19 protein-coding genes and 2 pseudogenes are annotated in these 20,568 nt (G+C 54.6%); 6 read left to right on the top strand and 15 right to left on the bottom strand.

What is annotated here, in order from left to right:
* Positions 1–2 precede the first annotated feature (2 nt).
* The 3 genes from xdhC (at position 3) to guaD (ending at position 3,932) form a co-directional block, all read left to right on the top strand.
* Positions 3–881: a xanthine dehydrogenase accessory protein XdhC gene (gene xdhC / locus GOX63_RS08680; RefSeq protein ID WP_170325586.1), complete on the top strand. Its 879-nt coding sequence runs from the start codon at positions 3–5 to the stop codon at positions 879–881.
* Positions 882–924: 43 nt separating this feature from the next.
* Positions 925–2,526, top strand: coding sequence for a xanthine/uracil/vitamin C permease (locus GOX63_RS08685; protein ID WP_170325587.1), 1,602 nt, complete (start codon positions 925–927; stop codon positions 2,524–2,526).
* Between the two features lie 62 nt (positions 2,527–2,588).
* A complete protein-coding gene (guaD, locus tag GOX63_RS08690; protein WP_170325588.1) occupies positions 2,589–3,932 on the top strand; it encodes a guanine deaminase in 1,344 nt (447 codons plus the stop codon).
* Between the two features lie 312 nt (positions 3,933–4,244).
* Here guaD and GOX63_RS23770 read toward each other — a convergent pair.
* The 6 genes and pseudogenes from GOX63_RS23770 to GOX63_RS23775 form a co-directional block, all read right to left on the bottom strand.
* Positions 4,245–4,406 (bottom strand): annotated as a pseudogene (locus tag GOX63_RS23770) (IS6 family transposase); the annotation flags it as partial.
* Positions 4,407–4,491: 85 nt separating this feature from the next.
* Entirely contained in the window at positions 4,492–5,502 is a 1,011-nt protein-coding gene (locus tag GOX63_RS08695) for a DUF2955 domain-containing protein (protein WP_170325589.1), read from the bottom strand.
* Positions 5,492–6,556 (bottom strand): HlyD family secretion protein, encoded by a 1,065-nt coding sequence (locus GOX63_RS08700; RefSeq protein WP_170325590.1) that lies wholly within the window; start codon positions 6,554–6,556, stop codon positions 5,492–5,494. The genes GOX63_RS08695 and GOX63_RS08700 overlap by 11 nt, the downstream gene beginning before the upstream one ends.
* Positions 6,553–7,632, bottom strand: coding sequence for an AI-2E family transporter (locus GOX63_RS08705; RefSeq protein ID WP_170325591.1), 1,080 nt, complete (start codon positions 7,630–7,632; stop codon positions 6,553–6,555). The genes GOX63_RS08700 and GOX63_RS08705 overlap by 4 nt, the downstream gene beginning before the upstream one ends.
* 178 nt (positions 7,633–7,810) lie before the next feature.
* Positions 7,811–8,080: a potassium channel family protein gene (locus GOX63_RS08710; RefSeq protein ID WP_367646699.1), complete on the bottom strand. Its 270-nt coding sequence runs from the start codon at positions 8,078–8,080 to the stop codon at positions 7,811–7,813.
* A gap of 262 nt (positions 8,081–8,342) precedes the next feature.
* Positions 8,343–8,474, bottom strand: a pseudogene (locus GOX63_RS23775) (IS6 family transposase); the annotation flags it as partial.
* Positions 8,475–8,610: 136 nt separating this feature from the next.
* On the opposite strand from GOX63_RS23775, the gene GOX63_RS08715 reads away from it, so the two are divergent.
* On the top strand, positions 8,611–9,768 hold the full coding sequence (locus GOX63_RS08715; protein ID WP_170545555.1) for a cation:proton antiporter: 1,158 nt from the start codon (positions 8,611–8,613) through the stop codon (positions 9,766–9,768).
* Between the two features lie 15 nt (positions 9,769–9,783).
* Here GOX63_RS08715 and GOX63_RS08720 read toward each other — a convergent pair whose 3' ends face one another.
* The 3 genes from GOX63_RS08720 to GOX63_RS08730 form a co-directional block, all read right to left on the bottom strand.
* Entirely contained in the window at positions 9,784–10,191 is a 408-nt protein-coding gene (locus GOX63_RS08720) for a c-type cytochrome (protein WP_254435914.1), read from the bottom strand.
* 160 nt (positions 10,192–10,351) lie between these two features.
* The gene (locus tag GOX63_RS08725; RefSeq protein ID WP_170545559.1) at positions 10,352–11,956 is read right to left on the bottom strand and encodes a Na/Pi cotransporter family protein; all 1,605 of its coding nucleotides are present in this window, start codon (positions 11,954–11,956) and stop codon (positions 10,352–10,354) included.
* Positions 11,957–12,344: 388 nt separating this feature from the next.
* Entirely contained in the window at positions 12,345–12,857 is a 513-nt protein-coding gene (locus GOX63_RS08730) for an Hsp20/alpha crystallin family protein (RefSeq protein WP_170325596.1), read from the bottom strand.
* A gap of 280 nt (positions 12,858–13,137) precedes the next feature.
* Between GOX63_RS08730 and GOX63_RS08735 the strand changes: the two genes are divergently transcribed.
* Together GOX63_RS08735 and GOX63_RS08740 are read left to right on the top strand one after the other, a co-directional pair.
* Positions 13,138–14,442 (top strand): ferredoxin reductase family protein, encoded by a 1,305-nt coding sequence (locus GOX63_RS08735; RefSeq protein WP_170325597.1) that lies wholly within the window; start codon positions 13,138–13,140, stop codon positions 14,440–14,442.
* A gap of 332 nt (positions 14,443–14,774) precedes the next feature.
* Positions 14,775–15,338, top strand: a complete 564-nt coding sequence (locus GOX63_RS08740; protein ID WP_170325598.1) for a flavodoxin domain-containing protein — start codon at positions 14,775–14,777, stop codon at positions 15,336–15,338.
* Positions 15,339–15,419: 81 nt separating this feature from the next.
* Here the strand turns inward: GOX63_RS08740 and GOX63_RS08745 are convergent, their stop codons facing one another.
* From GOX63_RS08745 to GOX63_RS08770, 6 genes are all read right to left on the bottom strand, one after another.
* Positions 15,420–16,265: a universal stress protein gene (locus GOX63_RS08745; RefSeq protein ID WP_170325599.1), complete on the bottom strand. Its 846-nt coding sequence runs from the start codon at positions 16,263–16,265 to the stop codon at positions 15,420–15,422.
* 87 nt (positions 16,266–16,352) lie between these two features.
* A complete protein-coding gene (locus GOX63_RS08750) occupies positions 16,353–16,730 on the bottom strand; it encodes a nuclear transport factor 2 family protein (protein ID WP_170325600.1) in 378 nt (125 codons plus the stop codon).
* Between the two features lie 397 nt (positions 16,731–17,127).
* Positions 17,128–17,580, bottom strand: coding sequence for a CoxG family protein (locus tag GOX63_RS08755; protein ID WP_170325601.1), 453 nt, complete (start codon positions 17,578–17,580; stop codon positions 17,128–17,130).
* Between the two features lie 106 nt (positions 17,581–17,686).
* Entirely contained in the window at positions 17,687–18,499 is an 813-nt protein-coding gene (locus tag GOX63_RS08760; RefSeq protein WP_170325602.1) for an XdhC family protein, read from the bottom strand.
* 12 nt (positions 18,500–18,511) lie between these two features.
* Complete coding sequence (locus GOX63_RS08765; protein ID WP_170326007.1) at positions 18,512–19,699, bottom strand: vWA domain-containing protein; 1,188 nt, start codon at positions 19,697–19,699, stop codon at positions 18,512–18,514.
* Positions 19,699–20,565, bottom strand: a complete 867-nt coding sequence (locus GOX63_RS08770; protein ID WP_170325603.1) for an AAA family ATPase — start codon at positions 20,563–20,565, stop codon at positions 19,699–19,701. Before GOX63_RS08770 ends, GOX63_RS08765 begins: the two co-directional genes overlap by 1 nt.
* Between the last annotated feature and the right edge of the window lie 3 nt (positions 20,566–20,568).

Genomic DNA, 20,568 nt, shown 5'->3' on the forward strand with positions numbered 1-20,568 from the left:
CCATGGCCGCCCCGGGTTCCCTGAACGAATTTCTGTCCGCTCAGCGTCGCGTTATCCGCGTTGCGCTTACCCGGGTGCGCGGATCATCTCCGCGCAACGAGGGGACAGAGATGTTCGTGGCTCCAAAGGCACTTTGGGGAACCATTGGTGGTGGCCAATTGGAGTTCATCGCCATCAATGCCGCCCGGGACATGCTGCGTGACGGCACGCTGCACCAGGATTTGGATGTTCCGCTTGGCCCTGAAATCGGGCAATGCTGCGGTGGGCGCGTTGAGTTGAAACTGACCCGTATGCGGGTGTCAGACAAATGGGCTGCAACAGAACGTGCGACCCGGCGCGAGGAAGCGTTGCCGCATGTATACGTCATGGGCGCAGGTCACGTCGGACGTGCGCTGGCCAATCAGTTTCAGCACCTGCCGGTACGCTGCATCCTCGTCGACACACGGGCCGACGAAGTCGACCTTTGCACCGCAAATGTCGAAACCCGAGTAAGCGCAATTCCAGAGGCTGAGATCTGGAGCGCCCCCAAAGGCAGCGCCTTTATCATACTGACCCATGACCATGGCCTGGACTTCCTGCTGGCGTCTGCCGCACTGGAACGTCAGGACGCCGCTTATGTGGGGATGATCGGATCCGCCACCAAGCGGGTAAAGCTCAGAAACTGGGCGCACAAGAACTGTGACGGACAGTCTATCGAACACTTGAATTGCCCCATTGGGGCAAGCGGTAGCCGCGATAAGCGGCCCAGCGTCATCGCCGCCTTTGTGGTGGCGGAAGTGATGGCTGATTTGACCTCTGAAACTGCCGCGACCGCCCTGACCGGGGCAAACCAAGCGCCCCTCGAGGGCCACCATCGCGACCGGAAAGGGAGAACGGCCTGACTTCTGTCGGGCAATTCCGGTCAAATCAGAGGAGGAGACCGTCATGGACGGGAGGACCTATGAATACAAGCTGTTTACCCGCAGCGATTTTAGCGCTTTCTGGGCGCTATTTACCGATAACCTCGTAAACTTGCTGATCCTTTCCGGGGTCTGCCAGTTCGTGTTTCAGATGCCCGCAGAAATCGTCTTTGGCCGCATTGTCCCCGGTGCAGCCATTGCGATTTTAGCGGGCGTAGCTGTCTACACCTACCTCGCCAAATGGGCGGCAACCGCTCAAGGTAAAGACGTAACCGCATTGCCCTACGGCATCTCGACGCCAGTTATGTTTGTCTACCTGTTTGGCGTGATCGGGCCTATCTACTGGGCGACCAACGACCCGATGCTTGCATGGCAAGTGGGCATTGGTGCCGGGTTCATGGGTGGTATCGTGGCTGCGCTTGGTTCCGTGGTCGGACCATACCTCAAGCGGATCACGCCACGCGCCGGGATGCTGGGTACGCTTTGCGGTATTGCACTGGTCTTTATCGGTTCCGTACCGCTGGCGGAAGTTTTTGAAAACCCAATCATCGGCTTTACGTCGCTGCTGTTCATCCTTTGGGGTCTGATCGGTCGTTTCCGCCTCCCGCGCAATGTACCTGCAGGTCTTGTCGCGATTGCTGCCGGTACCGTGATCGCCCTTCTTTTAGGTGAGTCCAAAATCGACGTGAGCGGCATCGGATTCTATCCGCCGATCCCTTACATCGGTGACCTGATCGCGGGTGTACAGTATTTGTTCGCTAACCCCGAACTGTTTCTGGTGCTGATCCCTGTGCAGATCTACAACTTCATCGAAACGATGAACAATGTGGAATCGGCCGAAGCGGCAGGTGACCATTACCCTGTTGGACTTTGCCAGGTAACGGACGGCGCAGGCACAATGCTGGGCGCGCTCTTTGGCTCGCCTTTCCCAACGACCGTTTACATCGGCCACCCGGCCTACAAACGGCTTAATGCTCACGCTGGATACATCGTTGGTGTGGCTGTCGTAATTGCTGCGGCTGCTTTCCTCGGCTTCCTGTCTTTCCTTGCAGGCCTGATCCCGATTGCCGCCGCCGCACCAGTATTGGTCTTTGTCTCAGTGAGCCTGATTACCAATACGGCCTGGGCTGTAAAGCCGATGCACATGGCAGCGGTGTCCTTTGCGATCCTTCCCCACATTTCGGCCTTCCTGATGGTCAAATGGGGTTCGTTAATGAATGCGCTGCGCAGTACCGGTGTCGAAGGTTTACCTGCTCTGGGTGATGAGGGTCTGACTGCGGCCCTTCTCATGGAAGGTGCCCACTACGAAGGACACCTTGCCCTAAGCCAAGGTGCAATCATCACCGGTTTGATTTGGGGTGCCATTGTTGCCGATGTGATCGACGGTCGCTTCCGGATGGCAGGGGCGTTTGCTGTCGCAGGCGGGCTGATGTCTGCCGTCGGGATCATTCACTCTTACACGCTGCAGATGCCGCAATTCGACGGGATCACAATCGGCTACCTGATCGTAGGCGCGTTCCTCTACATCTATCCGGTGCTCGCACCGAAAGAGGACCTCGAGCACCGCGTCATCGTACCGGATGAGCCTGATCTCATCGACGACGACTCGCCTGCGCAACAGGCCTGATCCACAAAGGGGCAGCCGCTGGGCTGCCCCCACCCTTCCCTTTCGTACAATCGAGACGCTTCATGACACAGAGATTGCTTCGCGGTCGCCTGCTGACCTTTCATCGCGAACCGCTGAACGGCGAAGATTCCGACGCTTACACTTATCTTGAAGACGGCGCATTGCTGATCCGAGACGGGATCATTCAGGATACCGGCCCCTTCACCGAGATCAGTGCAAAAGCTGGGGATGTGCCGATCACAGACCATCGTCCGCACCTGATGATGGCTGGCTTTATCGACACACACGTTCATTTCCCGCAGGTTCAGGTGATCGCCTCCTGGGGGGCACAGTTGTTGGACTGGCTCAACAACTACACGTTCCCGGAAGAAACCCGGTTCGCCTCGGACGAACACAGCGCGCTTATGGCGCGCGCGTTCTACGATCAGCTCATCTCGCACGGTACGACGACCGCAGTTGCGTATTGCTCGGTCCACAAGACTTCAGCGGATGCCTTCTTTACGGAAGCCACAAGGCGCAACATGCGCATGCTCGGCGGCAAAGTCCTGATGGACCGCAATGCGCCCGAAGACCTGCTGGACACACCACAAACCGGATACGATGATACCAAGGATCTGATCAGAGACTGGCATGGCAAGGGCCGAAACGGCTATGTTATTACACCTCGATTTGCGATCACTTCCACACCCGAACAAATGGCGATGGCGCAGGCGCTTGCGCAGGAACATCCGGACTGTCACATCCAAACTCATCTGTCAGAGAACAAAGATGAGATCGCCTATACCACCCAGTTGTATCCGCAGGCCCGGGACTATCTGGACGTCTACCAGTCTTATGGGTTGCTGGGACAAAAGACACTGCTTGGGCACTCCATCCACTTGGAGACGCGTGAAATTGATGCGCTTGCAGAAACTGGCGCCCATCCGGTGTTTTGTCCAACTTCGAACCTGTTCCTTGGTAGCGGCCTCTTTGATCATGGTGGTCTGAGCGCGCGCGGTATCTCGAATGGTATAGCCACCGATATTGGGGCAGGAACCAGTTACTCGATGCTTCAAACCCTCAACGAAGGATACAAGGTTTTGCAGTTACAAGGTTTGGCACTGCATCCTCTGCAAGCATTCCATTGGGCAACTCTTGGCAATGCATGTGTTCTGGGGCTGGAAGACAAAATCGGGACTCTGGACCCCGGCACTGAGGCCGACGTTGTTGTTCTGAATGCGCGCAGCACTCCCGCCATGGCCCTGCGTATGGATCGCATTGCCAGTCTTGCAGAAGAATTATTTGTTTTGCAGATGATGGGCGATGATCGCGCCATCGAGGAAGTCTACATTTCAGGCGCGCCAAGCGCCGAATTCCGAGGTAGCGAATTGAACAAGAGCACCGCAAGTACCCTGACACTGACGTGACATGCCGTACGCGACCTTACTCTGGTAAACGTGCAGATCACGGCAAAAATTGATCCTGGTGCATCGACAAAGTGCATGTCACTCAGTCATTTCACTGGCTACACTTTTACGTCTCCGGGCGGTTGCTCTCTGATGGGAAAGATCCCTCGGTTCGGCAACTGCCTGGTACAGCACTTTAGTTACCGGTACACGAACCTGCGCTTTACGCTCACGTTGATTGTCTGGAGCAGAATCTTGCCTCAGGGTGCCTAATTGCATCGGTGCTTTCAGGCGAATACGAACCAGTCTCAGTTAGGCCAATAGGGCTGTCCTTTATGCCGCGCATAATCCGCGCCACTCGGCAAGAGCGGTGGGGCGTGTCAGCTTGGAGGTGTCTCGGCTGGCTAGCGATCTTTCCTGGTTGAAGTGGTTGTAGAAGGAGGAGTGGACAGGGGCGAATTTCTGCAAACTTCGCATACGCCTGAAACGCTGCATCAAACAAAGTTCTTTTGACAAGACCCACGAGAGGTATGTCGCCTAAGCAAACCCGGATTTTAGGAACTCCAATTGGCGTCGTAGCTCAATGAGAGATTTGGCGTTTTTTCTCAGGCCAGAACTCGTCCACAATGACATAGGCGATAATGACGAAGAATGCTGCGCTGGCGACTTGCAGAACGCGCGTGATGCTTTTGACGTCGGCCTCATCTGAAAACGGTGCAACCGACCCACCGTAAACGATCAGAACCGTCGTTAAGGCTGAACCAGCCGCGGCAGCAAGTGGGACTTGGGATTTACCGAGCGCTCCCAGCGCGAAACAGAAGAATAGGCACAACAAAATTGGCGTTAGAATAACTGGTGCGATCACGTTGACCTCATAGCAGATGATCGACACCGCCGCCCCAAGCAGGTTTGCCGTCAGCATCGCTTTGGCGACCGCCTTGCCCATCGACGGCATGGCCGCAAGTTGTTGGCTGAGAAGGGCGACAAAAAACAAAACCAACAAGGCTGACGCGCCGGACACAAAAAACGCCATTGCGAACGGTACTGTGACCAGTGACATCCTGATGATCCGCCGATGTGGATCAAAGTCTGGCGAAGCCTCGGCCTTCTTCTGGGCCGATGTTTGAGGTTCAGCCGGTATCAGCACAAACGTCAACGTCGAAACGAAACCCGCAAATAGCAAATTCATAGGTATCCAGAATACAAGAACCAAGGCCAGGTCCTGCGATTGAAGAGCAAGGTTCGGAATCATCAGCGCCCCCATAAGGGCTATGACTCCGGGCAATACACCGGCCCCGGAAACCGACCACATGAAGGACAGGATTATCCCAATGGCCACCAGAATGAGGAATACCACGGGGTATGGGGCAAAGACCGAGGACAGCAGGAATGAAACGAACATCAATCCTATCGAGAAGACAAAAAGCTTGGCGAATGCTGCAAGTGGCAAGGCGGCGGGTGCCTGTAAAAACAAAGCCGTAAAAACCGCCCCTACGACCGCCAGTGGCCACCCCAGAAACAGGCCCAGAGCAAAGACGCCGGTCACGCCCAGCGCGAGCCGAAAAACAGATTTTCGATCCTCAGTAGGCATAGGACAGGATCGAAACCAGACGGATATAGGTCCGGCCGACCATGTTCAGCAGGGAATTATCACTCAGGTACATGATCACATCGGCCTGCCCATTGAGTTGGAAGCGAAGGTCGTCTTCGGCGCTCCCGGCTTCATAGCCTGGCAGAACGATACGGACCGGAAACCGTTCCGGTTCACGTAAAAACCCTTTGGTGCTTGGTGGGCTTGCCAACTGGCCGGGTTCGTCTCCGCCGCTCAGGGATACAGCCGCACTAAAGCTCTCGATAACCCCCGGAACGATCTGGCCCGGGTGCATGTCCAGCACCACATCAACAGGAGAACCCACCGAAGCCCGGCCGAGGTTGTTTTCGGTGAAATACGCCTCAATCCAGACGTCTGTCGCGTCTAGGAACGTCAACAGGTCCTGCCCGGACCGCGCATAGGTTCCGGGAGCAATCAAAAGATTGGAAATAACACCCGTCGCTGGAGCCCTCAGTTCCGTCCATTCAAGGTTAAGCTCTGCATCCGCCAAGGCGGCCAATGCGCGCTGGATTTTCGGGTTTTCGATCCCGTCATCCCCCAACCTCTGCTTTGCTTTTTCCAGATCGGCTTTGGCGTTTTCATAGTTCGCCTCGGACTCAGCCAGTTGCCCTCGGGCGTCGTCGGCCTTTGAAACAGCAATCAACCCTTTCTTTTCAAGCGCAAAAACGCGTTCGGTTTGAATGCGCATCGTGTCGAGGTCACTCTGAGCCCTCGCTAGCTTGGCCTGTGCGGCGCTGACCTCTGCCGAGGATGCGCCCACCTCCTGCGTGGCTGCTTCAAGGTCGGCTTGGGCTTTTGCGCGCTCAATTTCGTAGGGTCTGGCATCAATCCGAACCAGAACATCACCCGCCGAGACGACCTGACCGTTTTCGACAAGAACCTCGGTTACCGTTCCTGTGACCTGCGGAACGATCTGGGTCGCCACGGCTTTTACTCGGGCGTTCCCGGTAAACGGCGTCTTTCGGTCAGCGACCAGATACCAGACAAGGAAGACAAGAATGACGGCCAGCGTGGTCCATATCGTCTTTCTCATGTTTCGGCCCCCTCGGCAGGGGTTTCGGCGTCAGGAGAGGCGTCAATCCAAACCTTGAACAACTCATAGAAGACGGCGAAAAGAACCGGCCCCATGAAGATGCCAATCAGACCGTATGCCATCATACCACCGAGAACACCGATGAGGATCACCAGCATGGGTGTCTCAAGGCCTTTTGAAATAAACACGGGCCGTAGGAAACTGTCCATTATGGTGACGGGTATGGCCAATATGGTGAAGATCAACGCTGCACCGCCGGACATGGAACTCCATGCGTAGATGACCACCGGCAAAAGAACCAAGCCGGGCCCGATTTGGATAATCGAGAGGATCAGGCAGACAAACGCCAAAGTGGCAGCAGAAGAAATGCCAAACACAGCCAGCAATACCCAAACGACAACCGCCTGTATTGCGGCGACGCCGATGACACCTTTGGTCACATTGCGGATCGTGGCACCCGCCATTGTGACGAATTCGCCGCCGCGCGGTGCGAAGACACGGTTGGCAAAGCGCTGAAGACCCTGAACCAGATTTGGCCCGGGGCTGAACAAGGCCCCCATGATCAACACGGACAGGGCAAGGCCCAGAAGCCCGATCCCGATCCCCAGCACCTTACCAAAGAGGGACTTTGTAATCTCAAGGATCTGCGCGCCGTATTTTGCAAGCGCGCCATCCAGATTCCGTTCGAACATACCCCAGACGTCGGCAATTTTGGCTCCGACCAGTGGCAATTCCTTAAGGCCATCCGGTGCTGGCGGGATTTTCAACTCACCCCTGTCGGCCTGTTCCGCAAAATTGGACCCAAGTTCTGCCGCACCAGATACCGCTGTTGCGACTGGCCCCAAGGTCAGAACAAGGCCCAACAGAACCAAGATCGTCGATGCAAGTTTCTTCCGCCCGCCCAACTTGGATTGCAGCCAATCATAAACCGGATAAAGCGCAACGCAGAGGATCGTGGCCCAGATCACCACGCTTGCCAACGGGGCGACCATAACCAAGGCGCTGTAGAGGAATAATCCGAGAAATAGCAACCGTATTGCGAGATCGACAATCTTTGCGTCCTGGGTCTTTTCCATACCATCCCTCCACGGCTTGTTTCCCCAATAATACACTCAAAAAATGAGATATGTATATTTTTTAGCGCAGAGGGACCGGTAGCTGCTTGAAAACTCGCCTGAATTCGGTGGGTGTTTTTAATCGCCTCGTTAAAGTGCCGCGTCCACGTGAACGCGCTTTGGCTGCGTTCGAAACAGTCTAGTTGTTCGATCTGTCGTCGTCTTGGGACAGGATTGTGTCCGCTACCGTGGTCGCCGCGGTTACGAAGATACCGAGGCCCACGATGATATAAACCATCGTAAAGACTTTCCCTGCTGCGGTTTCAGGAGAAAAGTCACCAAACCCCACCGTCGAAATCGTTACGACAGAAAAATAGATGGAATCGAGCCAACTCCATCCTTCTACATAATGATAAAACACTGACGCCCATAGGATCATACCTGTTGTGAAGGCAAGAAGCCCCTTCACCCTGCCATCCTTGAGTGCGACGCCTATCCCTCGAGTTATTCTGGTTAGCGAATTCATGACCCTACCATAGCAATCAACGTGCGCATACATAGCATTTTTTGAATTAATTCGAAAATACTCGAACAATTTACCCACCACGCGCCCGACCCACATGCCAGACCGCCGCCAAAATCAACTTCCAGAATTTCCACCTTAAAAGCACTAAGACAGGTGGTGTCAGTCAAAATCGAACCAGTCTCAACTGGGCCAGTATAGCTGCCCTTTATGCCGCACCAAGTTCGCGCCACTCGGCGAGAGCGGCGGGACGTGTCAGCGTCAAGATATCTCTGCTAGCTAGCGATCTTTCCTAGTTGAATTGGTTGTAGACGGAGGAATGGACGGAGGCGAATTTTCGGCGCGGTTGTTGAGCCACCTGCCCGCATCAAGGCAGGTTCTTCTGGCAAGAACCTCGCAGCCTCTCCGACATCGGTTCTTAGCAGGCGAGGTTGGAGTTAGAGTAGTCCAGACAAGAACTTAACGCTTGGTTTTCTATGCACGTTGCCGGCTTTCTGATTACCCTTGGTGTCCTCTTCCTTGCCGGGTTGGCGGCCGACCAGTTTGGCCGGGCCACGCATCTTCCTCGTGTTACAACCTTACTTTTCCTTGGTCTGATCGCCGGGAACGCCGGAATGGGGTTGATCCCGCTGGACGTTGCCATGTGGTTCGATGAGGTATCCATTGTTGCCTTGACGATGGTCGCGTTTCTTCTTGGAGGATCTTTGACCCGCGAGAACCTGGTTCGGCATGGCCGAGCCATTCTTACGATTTCGATTTCGATTGTGGCTGCGACCCTCGTAGTTGTCTCATTTGGACTGACCGCAATTGGTCTGCCCTTCGGACTGGCGTTGGTGTTGGCGGCAATTGCCACAGCAACGGCCCCGGCCGCCATGACCGATGTGATCAAACAATCCGGTGTATCCAATAGTTTCACCCAGACCTTAAAGGGCGTGGTAGCGATTGACGATGCTTGGGGCCTGATTGCTTTCAGTGTCGTCTTGGTTCTGGCCGGCCAAACCGATGGCTGGACCACAATCACGGCCACTGCGATGTGGGATTTCGGCGGCGCAATTGTTCTGGGCGTCGCATTGGGCGTTCCGGCCGCTTACTTGACGGGGCGCTTAAAGCCAGGCGAGCCAGTGCAGGCCGAAGCGATAGGCATCGTCTTTCTTACTGCGGGCCTTGCACTTTGGCTGGAGGTTTCGTTCCTCGTAACAGGCATGGTTGCGGGCGCTGTTATCGGGAATCTTGCCCGCCACCATGACCGCGCCTTTCACGAGATCGAGCACATTCAGTGGCCATTCATGATCCTGTTCTTCCTGCTGGCTGGTGCCACATTGGATGTTGAAGCCTTCGGCTTGATGGGCTGGGCGGGTGTCGCTTTTTTGATCCTGCGCACCGTAGCGCGCGTTGTCGGCGGCTATTGCGGAGCTAGACTTGGCGGCCTTCCCCGCCGCCAGGCCCACTGGTACGGTCCCGCTTTACTACCGCAGGCCGGTGTTGCGGTGGGAATGGCACTCGTTGCCGGAGAGCAGTTTCCAAATTGGGCCGCATCCATTATGGCCTTTACCCTCGCCAGTACTGTGGCCTTCGAAGTGTTGGGGCCGCCACTGACTCTCATGTCAATCAGACGCACGGCTGATACGGATTAGCAGATTGGTCAGTGGCTAATCAGCCTGGATAGATTCAAGAAAGGCGAGCAAATTCGCCAACGGCAAGCCTAACATCATTGGTTGTCCATTAGGCAAAGCCACCGCGATTTGTTGGTCTGTCTCAAACACCGCGCCAAAGATTGGCATTTCGCCCCCATGGGCGAGCAATTGTGAACGACCATCAATCTGTTCAGCTATGCGATCTATCGGAAACACACCGTCGTTTTCGCCCGCCAACTTGGTGAGGTCAGGTGTTCGAATAGCCAGCATTTCAGCCATTGGTCCGTCCCCGGTCGCTTCGAAACCGTGGCATTGCCAGCAATATGTCCGGTACAAATCGCTACCGCTATCAACACTGATGTCCTGCGCCAGTGCAGATCCCGTGGCGAACATTGCCAATAAAATTCCGGGAAAAACCTGCATATGCTCCTCCAATTCGCTGCCTCTGATGAAGTTTCTATTTAACGGCATCCCTAAGAAACTTCTTTGACCTTGCTCATGGTAATTGCACCAGTACCCACGCTGGCGTTTCAGTCGAATGGCGTTTGAGTACGCGCCAAATCTAATCTAGGCCAACCTTCCTCTACGCCACTTCGGCATCGACCCCACCACGCTTGTCTCCAGACGAAGCTCCTTCCAGTACGTTCAAATGCCAGCGAATTCGCCAAAGGTGATAGGACACTCGATGCAGCCACCGGAGAGAGTCCAACCTAGCCCAAACCACTTCGTCCGGCAGACTGTCAGTCGCAGCGTCGGAAATGAGCAAGTCTCTGCGAATTTTCCGCTGCCGTCGCAGAAAACGGCGAACACGGTTCAGCGTGCCTTCACATTTTTCTGGATTGTCGATTTCCAAGTAACCGTCAGTTGCTGAAATCACCACTGAAGCAAGCCGTTTCAACCGCTGGTCTTTCCGCAACTCGCTTATCCTATCATCTTGACTAGACCGGTAGAGCAACCGATCAAGATGATCGAGGACATGGTACATACCCTTGATACTGGATATCTCTAAATCGGACCTGCTGGACAGTTCTATCTTGTCTAGATACGAGCGCGCTTCGGACACAGCCGTCTCAATGTTGTCCCGCCCATAGTCAGTTCCGTTTAGCTGCGATGCCCCCATACGTGACCGAAGGTGCGCCACTTCGGCCATAACAATTTGATCCACCGCGGTTTTTGCCGCATCCACGGCTATTTCCGGCATTCCGAGCACCAGCGGATCCAGAGATCTGGTTAACTCAGCGCCTCGGTCGGGTACGAGCGCCTCGATAAATCTGGCAAACGGTTTAGCGAACGGCAGGATTAGCGCTACGCCTATTGCGTTGAAGAAACTATGGAATGCGACAAGCGCAGTCAGCGAATTTCCAGTCCCTGCCCCGCTTACAAAGATCGAAGCAAATGGCCCCAGCAGAAAAAATGCCATGACACCCGTCATCACGTTGTAGATCACATGAGCAAAACCAGTTCGACGAGCCATCGTGCCCCCGCCAAAGGTGGCCAGAACTGCCGTGAAAGTTGTCCCAACGTCCATTCCAATGACGAGAGCCGCTGCTTGAGGGAAGTTCACTGCACCAGCGCTCAACGCAGCCAATGCCGTTGCGACGCCAGCACTCGAAGACTGAGTCACCATCGTGATAAGGACGCCGATCATGACAAGCTTTAGCCTGCCAAGTAGTGTATCTGGTGGAAAATCGGCAGGGGTAACTACGCCGCGAAATGCGTCGAGCCCAGACTTGAGCTGCTCGATCCCAATGAAAATCAAGCTGAACCCGGCCAACGCCAACCCAAGGCCTGAAACCGCTTTTCTTCCCGAAAGCGCCAGCAAAGCCCCAACAAAAACAACGGGCAACATCACTTGACCCAGGTCCAGCTTGAACCCCAAGAGCGCGACGAGCCAACCTGTCATGGTCGTTCCGATATTGGCCCCAAAGATGATCCCAAGCGCTTGGGGAAACGTGAGCAGACCAGACGCGACAAATCCGACTGCTGCGACAGTGGTCGCACTGGAGGACTGGATTGCAGCTGTCGTGACCGCGCCTGTAACCGCCCCAGTCAACGGTGTCGAAGTGAACCGACCCAAAACATCGCGCAGTCGCGCCCCGGCCAAAGCCTTCAGACCGTCCGTCATTAACAGCATTCCGACAAGGAATAGGCCAATGCCGCCCAAAGCTGGTAACAGGTTCCAGAACATCACGAACAACTTTCCACCCTAAACCCCACACTGCCGAACGCGGTAGCTTCGCTTTTAAGGCCGACGGCTATCGACAATTGGTTTGCGTTCAGCTTCGCAGACCCGACATCGCGTGTTGATTGACACAGATCAAAGCACCAGCATGATTCATATAGTGAAATACGAATGTTTTAACGCGATCTACGTTCACCGACCTGTCCCCAAGCAAACACGAAGGTGAACGGAATTCCGAATGCGTGGAAGTTCCACCAGTGGGGGCTCGGCAAGAGTGGTGGCGAGCCCCCATTTCATGATTGGCGACCAATTCCCCCCACTTGATCGCGTCTCAAAGCAGGCCGATCTATGAGCGGCCCACTATGTTGTCGTACTTAAGAACAGTTTCCAGCCACTAGGCCGTATACTTGGACGAGACCTTGATCTTACGGCTTGGATCCTGAGGCTCTGTCTTCAGCATATCGATATGCAGCACACCTTTGTCGAATGACGCCGAAATCTTGTCGATATCGACGGTCTCTGGCAGCATCATAGCTCTGGAAAAGCTGCCATAGCTTCTTTCGCTGACACGCAGATCGCCTGCTTCATCATGTGCAATCTTTTTTTGGCCACGCAGGATGAGGCGGCGCTCTTTGATTTCAATTTCGACATCATCCTCTTCGAGCCCTGGCAATTCAGCCGTCAAGACAATTGCATTTTCCGTTTCTTGGACATCAATCGCCGGTGAAATCGCGCCCGTCATATCAAGTGACGGGAAACCCGTGCGTTGCGCAGCTGTTTCCATTGGAAGAAAAGGTGACCCTCCCCCAAAAAACCGCGACATCAGGGTTTCCATTTCGCGTCGAAAGTTATCGGAGAGCGGATGCGTTCCGGTGAAAAGTTGCGGGGACTTTTTGTCTTCTAACATTTTCTGAACCTCCTCCTTTGGTCCGATTTCGCGCGTGCAATATTATGGCAGAAAACGCGGTCAAGGACCTTGATCCTGCGCAAGCATGCAATCTCAACTTCGGCCAGATTGAACGCACCGGCTGCACCAATCGGAACAAGGATCGTCGGCCAATAGATCTGCCTCGTTATGCCCCAAAATTGACCGATCTCAGCAGTCTTGATCGGAATCTCAGGTCAGCCTAGCGTTTATTCTGAATGAGCTCGAGTTGCCTGCCTCTAGCACAGTGGAGCAAAGCCGTATGAAATGGCCGTATCTGGCGCTGATTTACGTTTTGCTGATCTTGGCTCCCTTGGGTGTTTCTTGGTCCCTGGGATGGCCACCGCGACCCTTCCATCAAGAGCTCGCATCCGGGCTTGGAATGCTTGCTTTTTCAATAATCCTGGTGGAATTCCTACTGTCTGGACGGTTCAGGTTAATCTCTTCCGGCTTGGGTATGGATGTGACGATGCGAGTGCACCAGCTAATGGCCCGGACCGCGCTCGGCTTTGCGTTGGTGCACCCGCTTCTGTATCAGGGTTCAGCTTCTGGCGGACGCCGCCCATGGGACACAACACATCAACTTACGATTACGACCGATTTTTCTGCGCTGGTATCGGGCATCGGCGCTTATTTCTTGTTCTTCATTCTGGTCGCCTCAGCGATTGCCCGTAAATCCCTTGAATACAAGTACGAGACATGGCGCCTCTTACACGGGCTGGGAGCCTTAATGCTTGCGTGCCTACTGCTGCACCACACCGTCTATGCCGGGCGCTACAGTGGACACCCGTCACTGACATTTTTCTGGTTTAGCCTGGCCAGTATTGCAGCGGGAACTCTAGTTTATGTCTATCTCGTTCGCCCGTCGTGTCAGGGGAAAAAGCCGTGGCGCGTCACTTCAGTGTCTCGATTGACACCGAGGCAATGGGAATTACGCCTGAAGCCGGATGGTCACGAGGGGTTAACCTTCCATGCAGGCCAGTTTGCGTGGCTCAATGTCGGTCACAGTGCCTTCTCGCTGCACGAAAATCCATTCTCGATTAGCTCGGCACCAGCCGAAGGCCCCGAAGTTTCATTTTTGATAAAAGAGCTTGGGGACTTCACGTGCCGTCTCGGGCAGATCGCTCCGCAAACCCCGGCCTATCTCGACGCCCCATACGGAAACCTGTCTATCAACAACCGTCCGGAACAAGGCATCGTTCTGATCGCAGGTGGTGTCGGGATCGCGCCAATGTTGAGCATTTTGCGTCAAGTAAGATTGAGCGGGACACAGCGCGATCTCAAGCTTATCTACGGAAATCGGGTAGAAGAGCAGATTGTTTTTCGCGAGGAGCTGTCCGAAGTAGATACAGTTTTCGTTTTGTCCGAACCGCCGAGGGCTTGGCACGGAGAGACAGGTATGATCGACGGTTCCCTGTTGGACCGCAATTTGTCTTCTGAACAATTTGAAAGCTGGCTGTTTGTTCTCTGCGGCCCCGCTGCCATGATGGATGCGGCCGAAGATCACCTGATCTCAAGGGGTACTGCGTCTCACCGGATTATTTCTGAAAGGTTTGACTATGATTAATCTGTTCAGAAAACTGCCCGCACGCCAACGGGTGAAGCTCGCAGTTTGGTCTATCAGTTTTGTTACCTGCATCGCCGTCTTGGCCTTTTCCTTAAGGTCGTAAGACAGGCCAATACGCATTGCGTAGCTTCAAAAATGCACGCCCAAGAAGGCAGGCTGGCTTGAAGATTTATGTCATCGCGAGTTTTTCGAAAAACTCGGTATGGGTAGAAAAGCCGTACCACAACTCTTTCTACATGCCCTAAAAATCGCCTTTGATTGAGATCAAGGGCAACGCACGCCACTTATTCATAATCAGTAATCTATTCAGACCGATTTATGGGAGGATCGGAATGACCGTACTCATCGCCTTCGCTACAGTCGACGGTCAGACGGAAAAGATTGCGCGTTTCATCAGCAATATCGCGACGAAATCCGGCTACAACACAAAGGTGATCAATACCGATGAATTGCCCGGCAACGTATCGCTGGACGATGTGGTCAAGGTTATTCTTCTAGCCCCTGTCCACGAACGTCGGCACCCCGAGTCATTCGAGGCTTTTGTCACGTCCCAAAAAGATGCCTTAACGAAACGAAGGTCTCTCGTGCTTTCTGTCGGTCTAAAAGCAGCGTTTGCGTCAGGTCGAGAAGAAGCGCGTGATTATCTCAACGAAATGCTATTGCGAACAGGTTTCGAACCGAATGCAACGGCGTTAGTCGCAGGTGCCGTCCGACCCGAAAACTACGGGTATTTTGAGAGGGAGATCGTCAAGCACGTCGTGTTGCTAGGGCAGAAGATAGATCCACGGAATGGAGTGCGGGAATTTACTGACTGGGATGAGCTAACGTCAATTGTGATGGATTTCCTGGGTGGTAACGGTCAAGCAAACCAGCATCAATCTCAGATGAGCTCTTAACAACATATGGCTGCCCCCATTTTCACTCATGAAATTTAAAGCTACGACTATTTGCCAAATCACGCTCGCCGTTTCATTTCACTAGTGCCCTAAAAGTACTGGAAAACTGGTCTGCTCCAACATTGCTTGCGTGGTTCCACCAAAAACTGACTCTCGTAAATAGGAGTGCCCATAAGCGCCCATTACAACAAGATCAGCCCCCAGTTCTTTCGCGCGCTCTTGAATACAGTGATCGATCGAAAGCCCGCCAAGCTGGAACTGCGACACGGCTACGTTGCACTCATGAAAGCTGAGCCATCCAGCAATGTCAGCTCCGGGTTCTTGACTTTCTTCGTCATCACCCATTGGCAGATCAAAACACCCAATCACAACTTCCTTGGCCGCCAGAAATAAGGGTAAAGCCAAATGCGCAGCCCTGGACGCCGACAAGCTATCATCCCATGCCAGAAAAATGCAGTCGGACTGGGCGAACGGATCTCCATTGATCATCAACGCGACCGGTGAATGGAACAATACCCCGTAGGCGATCTTGTGAAACAAATCGGGGTTTTTTCGCAGCCCAGCGTCTACAAAGGCGACATCAGAGCTATTGGCTTGGCGTGCAACAAGATGCTGTAGCTCTGCCCCTGATCCGATAAAGGCGACGACATTTGCCGATAAACCTTGCCGCATCAGAAGCGCTTCAACTTCGGCAGCGCGGGACTTTAAGGCGGCATTTTTTGCTTCCAGAACATCCAACCAGTTTGAAGGGAGGCCTGCTTCAACGAACCTGTTTGATCCATACTTTAGGTAAGGCAGGTTGGGTAAAGCCGCGATCAAAACACATGTCAGATGGCAGTTTTGGATACGGGCAGCTTCGGCGCGTTCCAAAATCGCCGCGTCGTCAGTATCAGTTCCTAAAAAATATACCGAAGTTCTGCGTAGCATTCCTGGCCTCCGTCCAAAACCTTCCAGCGCAGACAAGTTGAACGCGCTGTTTCGACCGACACAGAGACAAAGTTACCGTTCGTTCTTTTACTTCGGCATCATGAAGAACTCTTCCAGTACTATCTTGCCTTCTGCCACGGAATACACAGCGATCTCGCTCAGGGTCAAGCGCTTACCCGTAGTCTTCTGAATTACCTCAGCCCTAAATCGCACTCCAAAACGGTTGGGTGGGTGAACATACGGTCCATCCACGTCAAGTTCTTGGATTTCATGCGTTGCCAGCCAATCCTCTCGTTTTCCTCTAATTGCTTCTCGACCCTTTGCAACACGGAATTGCCGAACCGGAGGCACAACTGCTTCAATCGACTGTGCGTTTTCGGCATACATTTCATCAACACATGCAAGGCCCCGACGCTCATTCATGGCTTGAACGAATGATCTCCCGATTTCGACTAACTCTTCCATGAGAACCCCTTTGCTTTGCCATTAACTATACCACGTCTTGCCCCAGCCAATCTTGATAAGGATCAATGAGCATAAGGACCAATGCGGTGAGGCCAATTCGAATCGACCTCAGCCTGGCTAGTAGTGCTGTCAGAGGAATCGTATCCTACCGTCCTTTTTGACACTTCCTTCCGACGAGAACATGCAATGAACTGACCTGGAAAGAAAAAGACTTTGCAGAGCAGCGCGAAACAGAAAAATGGCCACGGAAACGATATCAGGACTGTTAGTCTGACAGTACTTTTGAAAGAAGCAGGTCTGAACATGGGCAAAAGCAACGCAACCGCCCTGCCCCGCTCGCTCAAGCAATGTTCTTCTGACAAGACCTCAAAAAGGCTCCCCACGCCCCTGCAGCGGCCTAACCAACGTATTGCTCGGCGACGATTTCCCCAAACCTGTCAAAAAACTTGGTCGAGAGTTTTTTCGCAGTACCCGCAATCAACCGGCTTCCCAATTGCGCAATTTTTCCGCCGATTGTGACCTTGGCGGTATAAGACAGAACCGTTTCCTCACCCTCCGCTCGAATAGAGACGTCGGCGCCGCCTTTGGCAAAGCCCGCAGCACCACCTTTTCCTTCACCAGTCAAGGAAAACGCGTCCGGGGCTTGGGAATTGTCCAACGTCACCTCGCCGCTGAACCGCGCCTTGACCGGGCCGATTTTGAGCAACACTTTGGCTTCCAAATGCTCGGGAGAATGCTGGATCAGTTCTTCACAACCGGGAATGCACTCACGCAACACATCCGGATCATTCAGCGCTCGGTACACTACGTCGCGCGGGGCAGAGATACGGATTTCGTCATTTAGTTCCATTTGTGGGTCCTTTTCTCAACAACATCTTGGGAAGACGCGAAGTGCGGCCTCGGTCGCTTCTTCAGGGGTCTGCTTCGGCTGCACTGTCCGAAAGGACCGCAACCACTTACGCCATTTTCTCATCATGCGACGTCTCCTCGGATTTGTCTGAATTCCGCCAGAGGATGATCTCGGCAAGGATCGACAGGGCGATTTCGTGCGGGTCGATGGCATGGATATCCAGTCCGGCCGGGGACTTGAGGCGACTGGTCTGCTCGGCGGTTATACCCTGCGCTTCCAACTTCTCACATAACACCCTGGCCTTGCGGTGGCTTGCGACCATCGAAACGCGGCGGACGGGTGATTCAAGTGCAGTTCTCAACGCCGCGCCATCGCCTTTGCCTTGTGAGGCGACCACTGCAAAATCGCGTGGCTCAACCCCCAAAGCGTTTAGGTCATTCGGATCAAAGCCGATGAAATCCACCGGGCTTTCAGAACCTTCAGGCAAGCAAACACGCAACCCTGCCAGCGCCGCGTGCGCTGCAAGAGCGTGTGCAATCGGAGAGTCTCCAAAAATGATCAGGCGCGGGGCATGCTGATAGGGTTCGATCAACAAATCGACTGTTCCTCCCGAAGGGCAACCACTTTTGAAGGTCTCCACACCATCCGGGTCTGTCATCGCCACTACCTTTTCCGAAGGTTTCACCCGGATCATTTTCGGAGTTCCACCTACCAGAGCCTCTTGCGCCGATGCGCGTACAACGCGCTGCACACACGCTCCGCCCAAATGCCCCAAAATACGCCCGTCCCTTGTGATCACGGCCTTGCCACCCGCTTTGGCTGAGGTTGCGTCGGCAGTGCGAAGGACCGTTGCCACGCAAAAGGCGTCGCCCTTCTGACGCAACTCCTCAATCGTGTCGAAAATGTCGAAACCTGCCATGGGCATGTCCTTTCACAGTTTTCGGAATTCGGGTTCCAATGCCGCCAGCGCTTCCAGCGTGTTGGCGGGCAGATGGGCATCGAGATACGGTTCCGCAGCCTCCATAGCGGCGGCAATGGGCTGATAGTGTTTCCATCCCTTGAGAGGATTCAGCCAGACGATCCGTCGCGCCTTGCGCCGCACCCGAGCCAGAACATTTCCCAAAGCCTCAGGCGAGGCGCTGCAATACCCATCCGAGAGGATCAATACGATCGTCCGCCCGTTCAATGCGCGGGCACCGTAACCGTTCAGAAATCTCTCAAGGCTTCCCGAAATATCAGTTCCACCGCCAAACCCCTCGGCGATGAGCGATAACCGTCCGGCCGCACGCAACGTGTCATGATCGCGCAGCGCATCCGTGACACGCATCAGACGGGTGTGGAAAAGGTAAGCATCTGCCTCGGTTCCGCTGCCGATCAAGCCTTTTAGAAAGGCCAAAAAAACCCGCGAATAAACGGTCATCGAACCGCTGACATCACACAAGACCACAATCCGCATCGGGCGCGGTGGTCGAACGCGACGATACAGATCCATCGGCTCTCCGCCCCGTGCAAGGCTGGCGCGTTGAATCCGGCGCATATCTAAAGCAGTACCTCGCAGCGCTTGCTTTCGCCGGCGCGAGCGGCGATCTCTGATCGCACGCGCGATGGAGGCCGCGGCTTGTTCCGCCTGCCTCAGCGCGTCTTCATCCATCAGTTCGCGCAAATCCCGGCGCGACAGATTGGCCGTACGGGTCGCAATCAGCTTTCCGTCTTTCCCCACGGCCTCCCCATCGCCGGTATCTGGTGCAGCGGCCTGATCAGTGCCGAACTCGGATTCCTGAGTGTTTGGGCTTTCCTGTTGCCAGATCATCGGCTTGGCGGACTGGACCCGCACATGGGACGTTTGGGCGGTTCCCGACCGTTGCTTCCCGGTATTGAACCAATAAGCTTCGAACAAGTCATCGAACCGCCGCCAATCGTCAGCGTCGGCCGCCAGCAATACACAAAGCGCCTGCTGCGCCTGTCTGACATCCGTCGCCTCAACCGCCGCAAGAGCAGCCAGAGCATCCCCCGTCTCAGCCGGTCCCACACGCATTCCGTTCATACGCAAATGTGCGATGAAGCCGGACATGCGATCCGACAGACCAGATGCGCGAGAAGGAAACCGGGTGACCTGCATCACGCGACCTTTCCGATCAGGCGGTCTATCACTTCGGGAGGTGCGACGCCATAATCTGGGGCGGTTTTTAGCAAACAAACCAAAGTCGCTTGCACCTCATCCCGCGATTTGGACAGATCATTCACCCCCAACCCGGACAGGGCTGCCGCCCAATCCAGCATCTCGGCAATGCCCGGTGTTTTCTCCAACTCTTCCTGCCGCAGCGCCTGCACAACGCCAACAATCTGGCGCGCCAGCAGCCCTTCGACTTCGGGCATACGGGCTTTCAAGATTGCCAATTCCGTCTCACGCGACGGATACTCCAGGAAACTATACAGGCACCGGCGCCGCAATGCGTCGGACAGGTCCCGCGTGCCATTCGCCGTCAGGATCACAATGGGACGCGAACGCGCCTTGATGGTGCCGAGTTCGGGGATGGTGATCTGAAAATCAGACAGAATCTCAAGCAGATAGGCCTCAAATTCCTCATCCGCCCGGTCGATTTCATCGATCAGCAGGACGGGCGTTTTATCCTCGCTAATCGCTTCCAGCAGTGGCCGCTTAAGCAAATAGTCATCGGTGAACAGTTGGGCCTCGCTGGTGCCTCCCTGCACCTCGCTTGCACGAATGGCTAGCAACTGCCGCTGGTAATTCCACTCATAAATTGCATGAGACGCATCCAGCCCCTCATAGCATTGCAACCGGATCAACCGAGCCCCGCGCCACGCCGCCATCGCCTTGGCAACTTCGGTCTTGCCGACACCGGCAGGCCCCTCCAGCAACAAAGGCCGCCCCAGCGCCTGCGCCAGATGCAAGGCCATCGCCAACCGATCATCAGCAACATAGCCCTGCGCGGCTAATCCGCTCTGCACATCATTCACAGTCAAAAC

It is taken from the genome of Ruegeria arenilitoris (assembly GCF_013031355.1).
GTDB lineage: Bacteria > Pseudomonadota > Alphaproteobacteria > Rhodobacterales > Rhodobacteraceae > Ruegeria > Ruegeria arenilitoris_C.

Excerpts from the sequence above, each read along its gene's own strand:
- GOX63_RS08735 (WP_170325597.1), top strand. The coding sequence starts at position 13,138 with ATGAAATGGCCGTATCTGGCGCTGATTTACGTTTTGCTGATCTTGGCT.
- GOX63_RS08765 (WP_170326007.1), bottom strand. The coding sequence starts at position 19,699 with ATGCAGGTCACCCGGTTTCCTTCTCGCGCATCTGGTCTGTCGGATCGC.
- GOX63_RS08725 (WP_170545559.1), bottom strand. The coding sequence starts at position 11,956 with ATGTTCTGGAACCTGTTACCAGCTTTGGGCGGCATTGGCCTATTCCTT.
- GOX63_RS08685 (WP_170325587.1), top strand. The coding sequence starts at position 925 with ATGGACGGGAGGACCTATGAATACAAGCTGTTTACCCGCAGCGATTTT.
- GOX63_RS08705 (WP_170325591.1), bottom strand. The coding sequence starts at position 7,632 with ATGGAAAAGACCCAGGACGCAAAGATTGTCGATCTCGCAATACGGTTG.
- xdhC (WP_170325586.1), top strand. The coding sequence starts at position 3 with ATGGCCGCCCCGGGTTCCCTGAACGAATTTCTGTCCGCTCAGCGTCGC.
- guaD (WP_170325588.1), top strand. The coding sequence starts at position 2,589 with ATGACACAGAGATTGCTTCGCGGTCGCCTGCTGACCTTTCATCGCGAA.
- GOX63_RS08720 (WP_254435914.1), bottom strand. The coding sequence starts at position 10,191 with ATGCAGGTTTTTCCCGGAATTTTATTGGCAATGTTCGCCACGGGATCT.
- GOX63_RS08695 (WP_170325589.1), bottom strand. The coding sequence starts at position 5,502 with ATGCCTACTGAGGATCGAAAATCTGTTTTTCGGCTCGCGCTGGGCGTG.
- GOX63_RS08750 (WP_170325600.1), bottom strand. The coding sequence starts at position 16,730 with ATGGAAGAGTTAGTCGAAATCGGGAGATCATTCGTTCAAGCCATGAAT.
- GOX63_RS08700 (WP_170325590.1), bottom strand. The coding sequence starts at position 6,556 with ATGAGAAAGACGATATGGACCACGCTGGCCGTCATTCTTGTCTTCCTT.
- GOX63_RS08730 (WP_170325596.1), bottom strand. The coding sequence starts at position 12,857 with ATGTTAGAAGACAAAAAGTCCCCGCAACTTTTCACCGGAACGCATCCG.
- GOX63_RS08745 (WP_170325599.1), bottom strand. The coding sequence starts at position 16,265 with ATGCTACGCAGAACTTCGGTATATTTTTTAGGAACTGATACTGACGAC.
- GOX63_RS08755 (WP_170325601.1), bottom strand. The coding sequence starts at position 17,580 with ATGGAACTAAATGACGAAATCCGTATCTCTGCCCCGCGCGACGTAGTG.
- GOX63_RS08740 (WP_170325598.1), top strand. The coding sequence starts at position 14,775 with ATGACCGTACTCATCGCCTTCGCTACAGTCGACGGTCAGACGGAAAAG.
- GOX63_RS08760 (WP_170325602.1), bottom strand. The coding sequence starts at position 18,499 with ATGGCAGGTTTCGACATTTTCGACACGATTGAGGAGTTGCGTCAGAAG.
- GOX63_RS08715 (WP_170545555.1), top strand. The coding sequence starts at position 8,611 with ATGCACGTTGCCGGCTTTCTGATTACCCTTGGTGTCCTCTTCCTTGCC.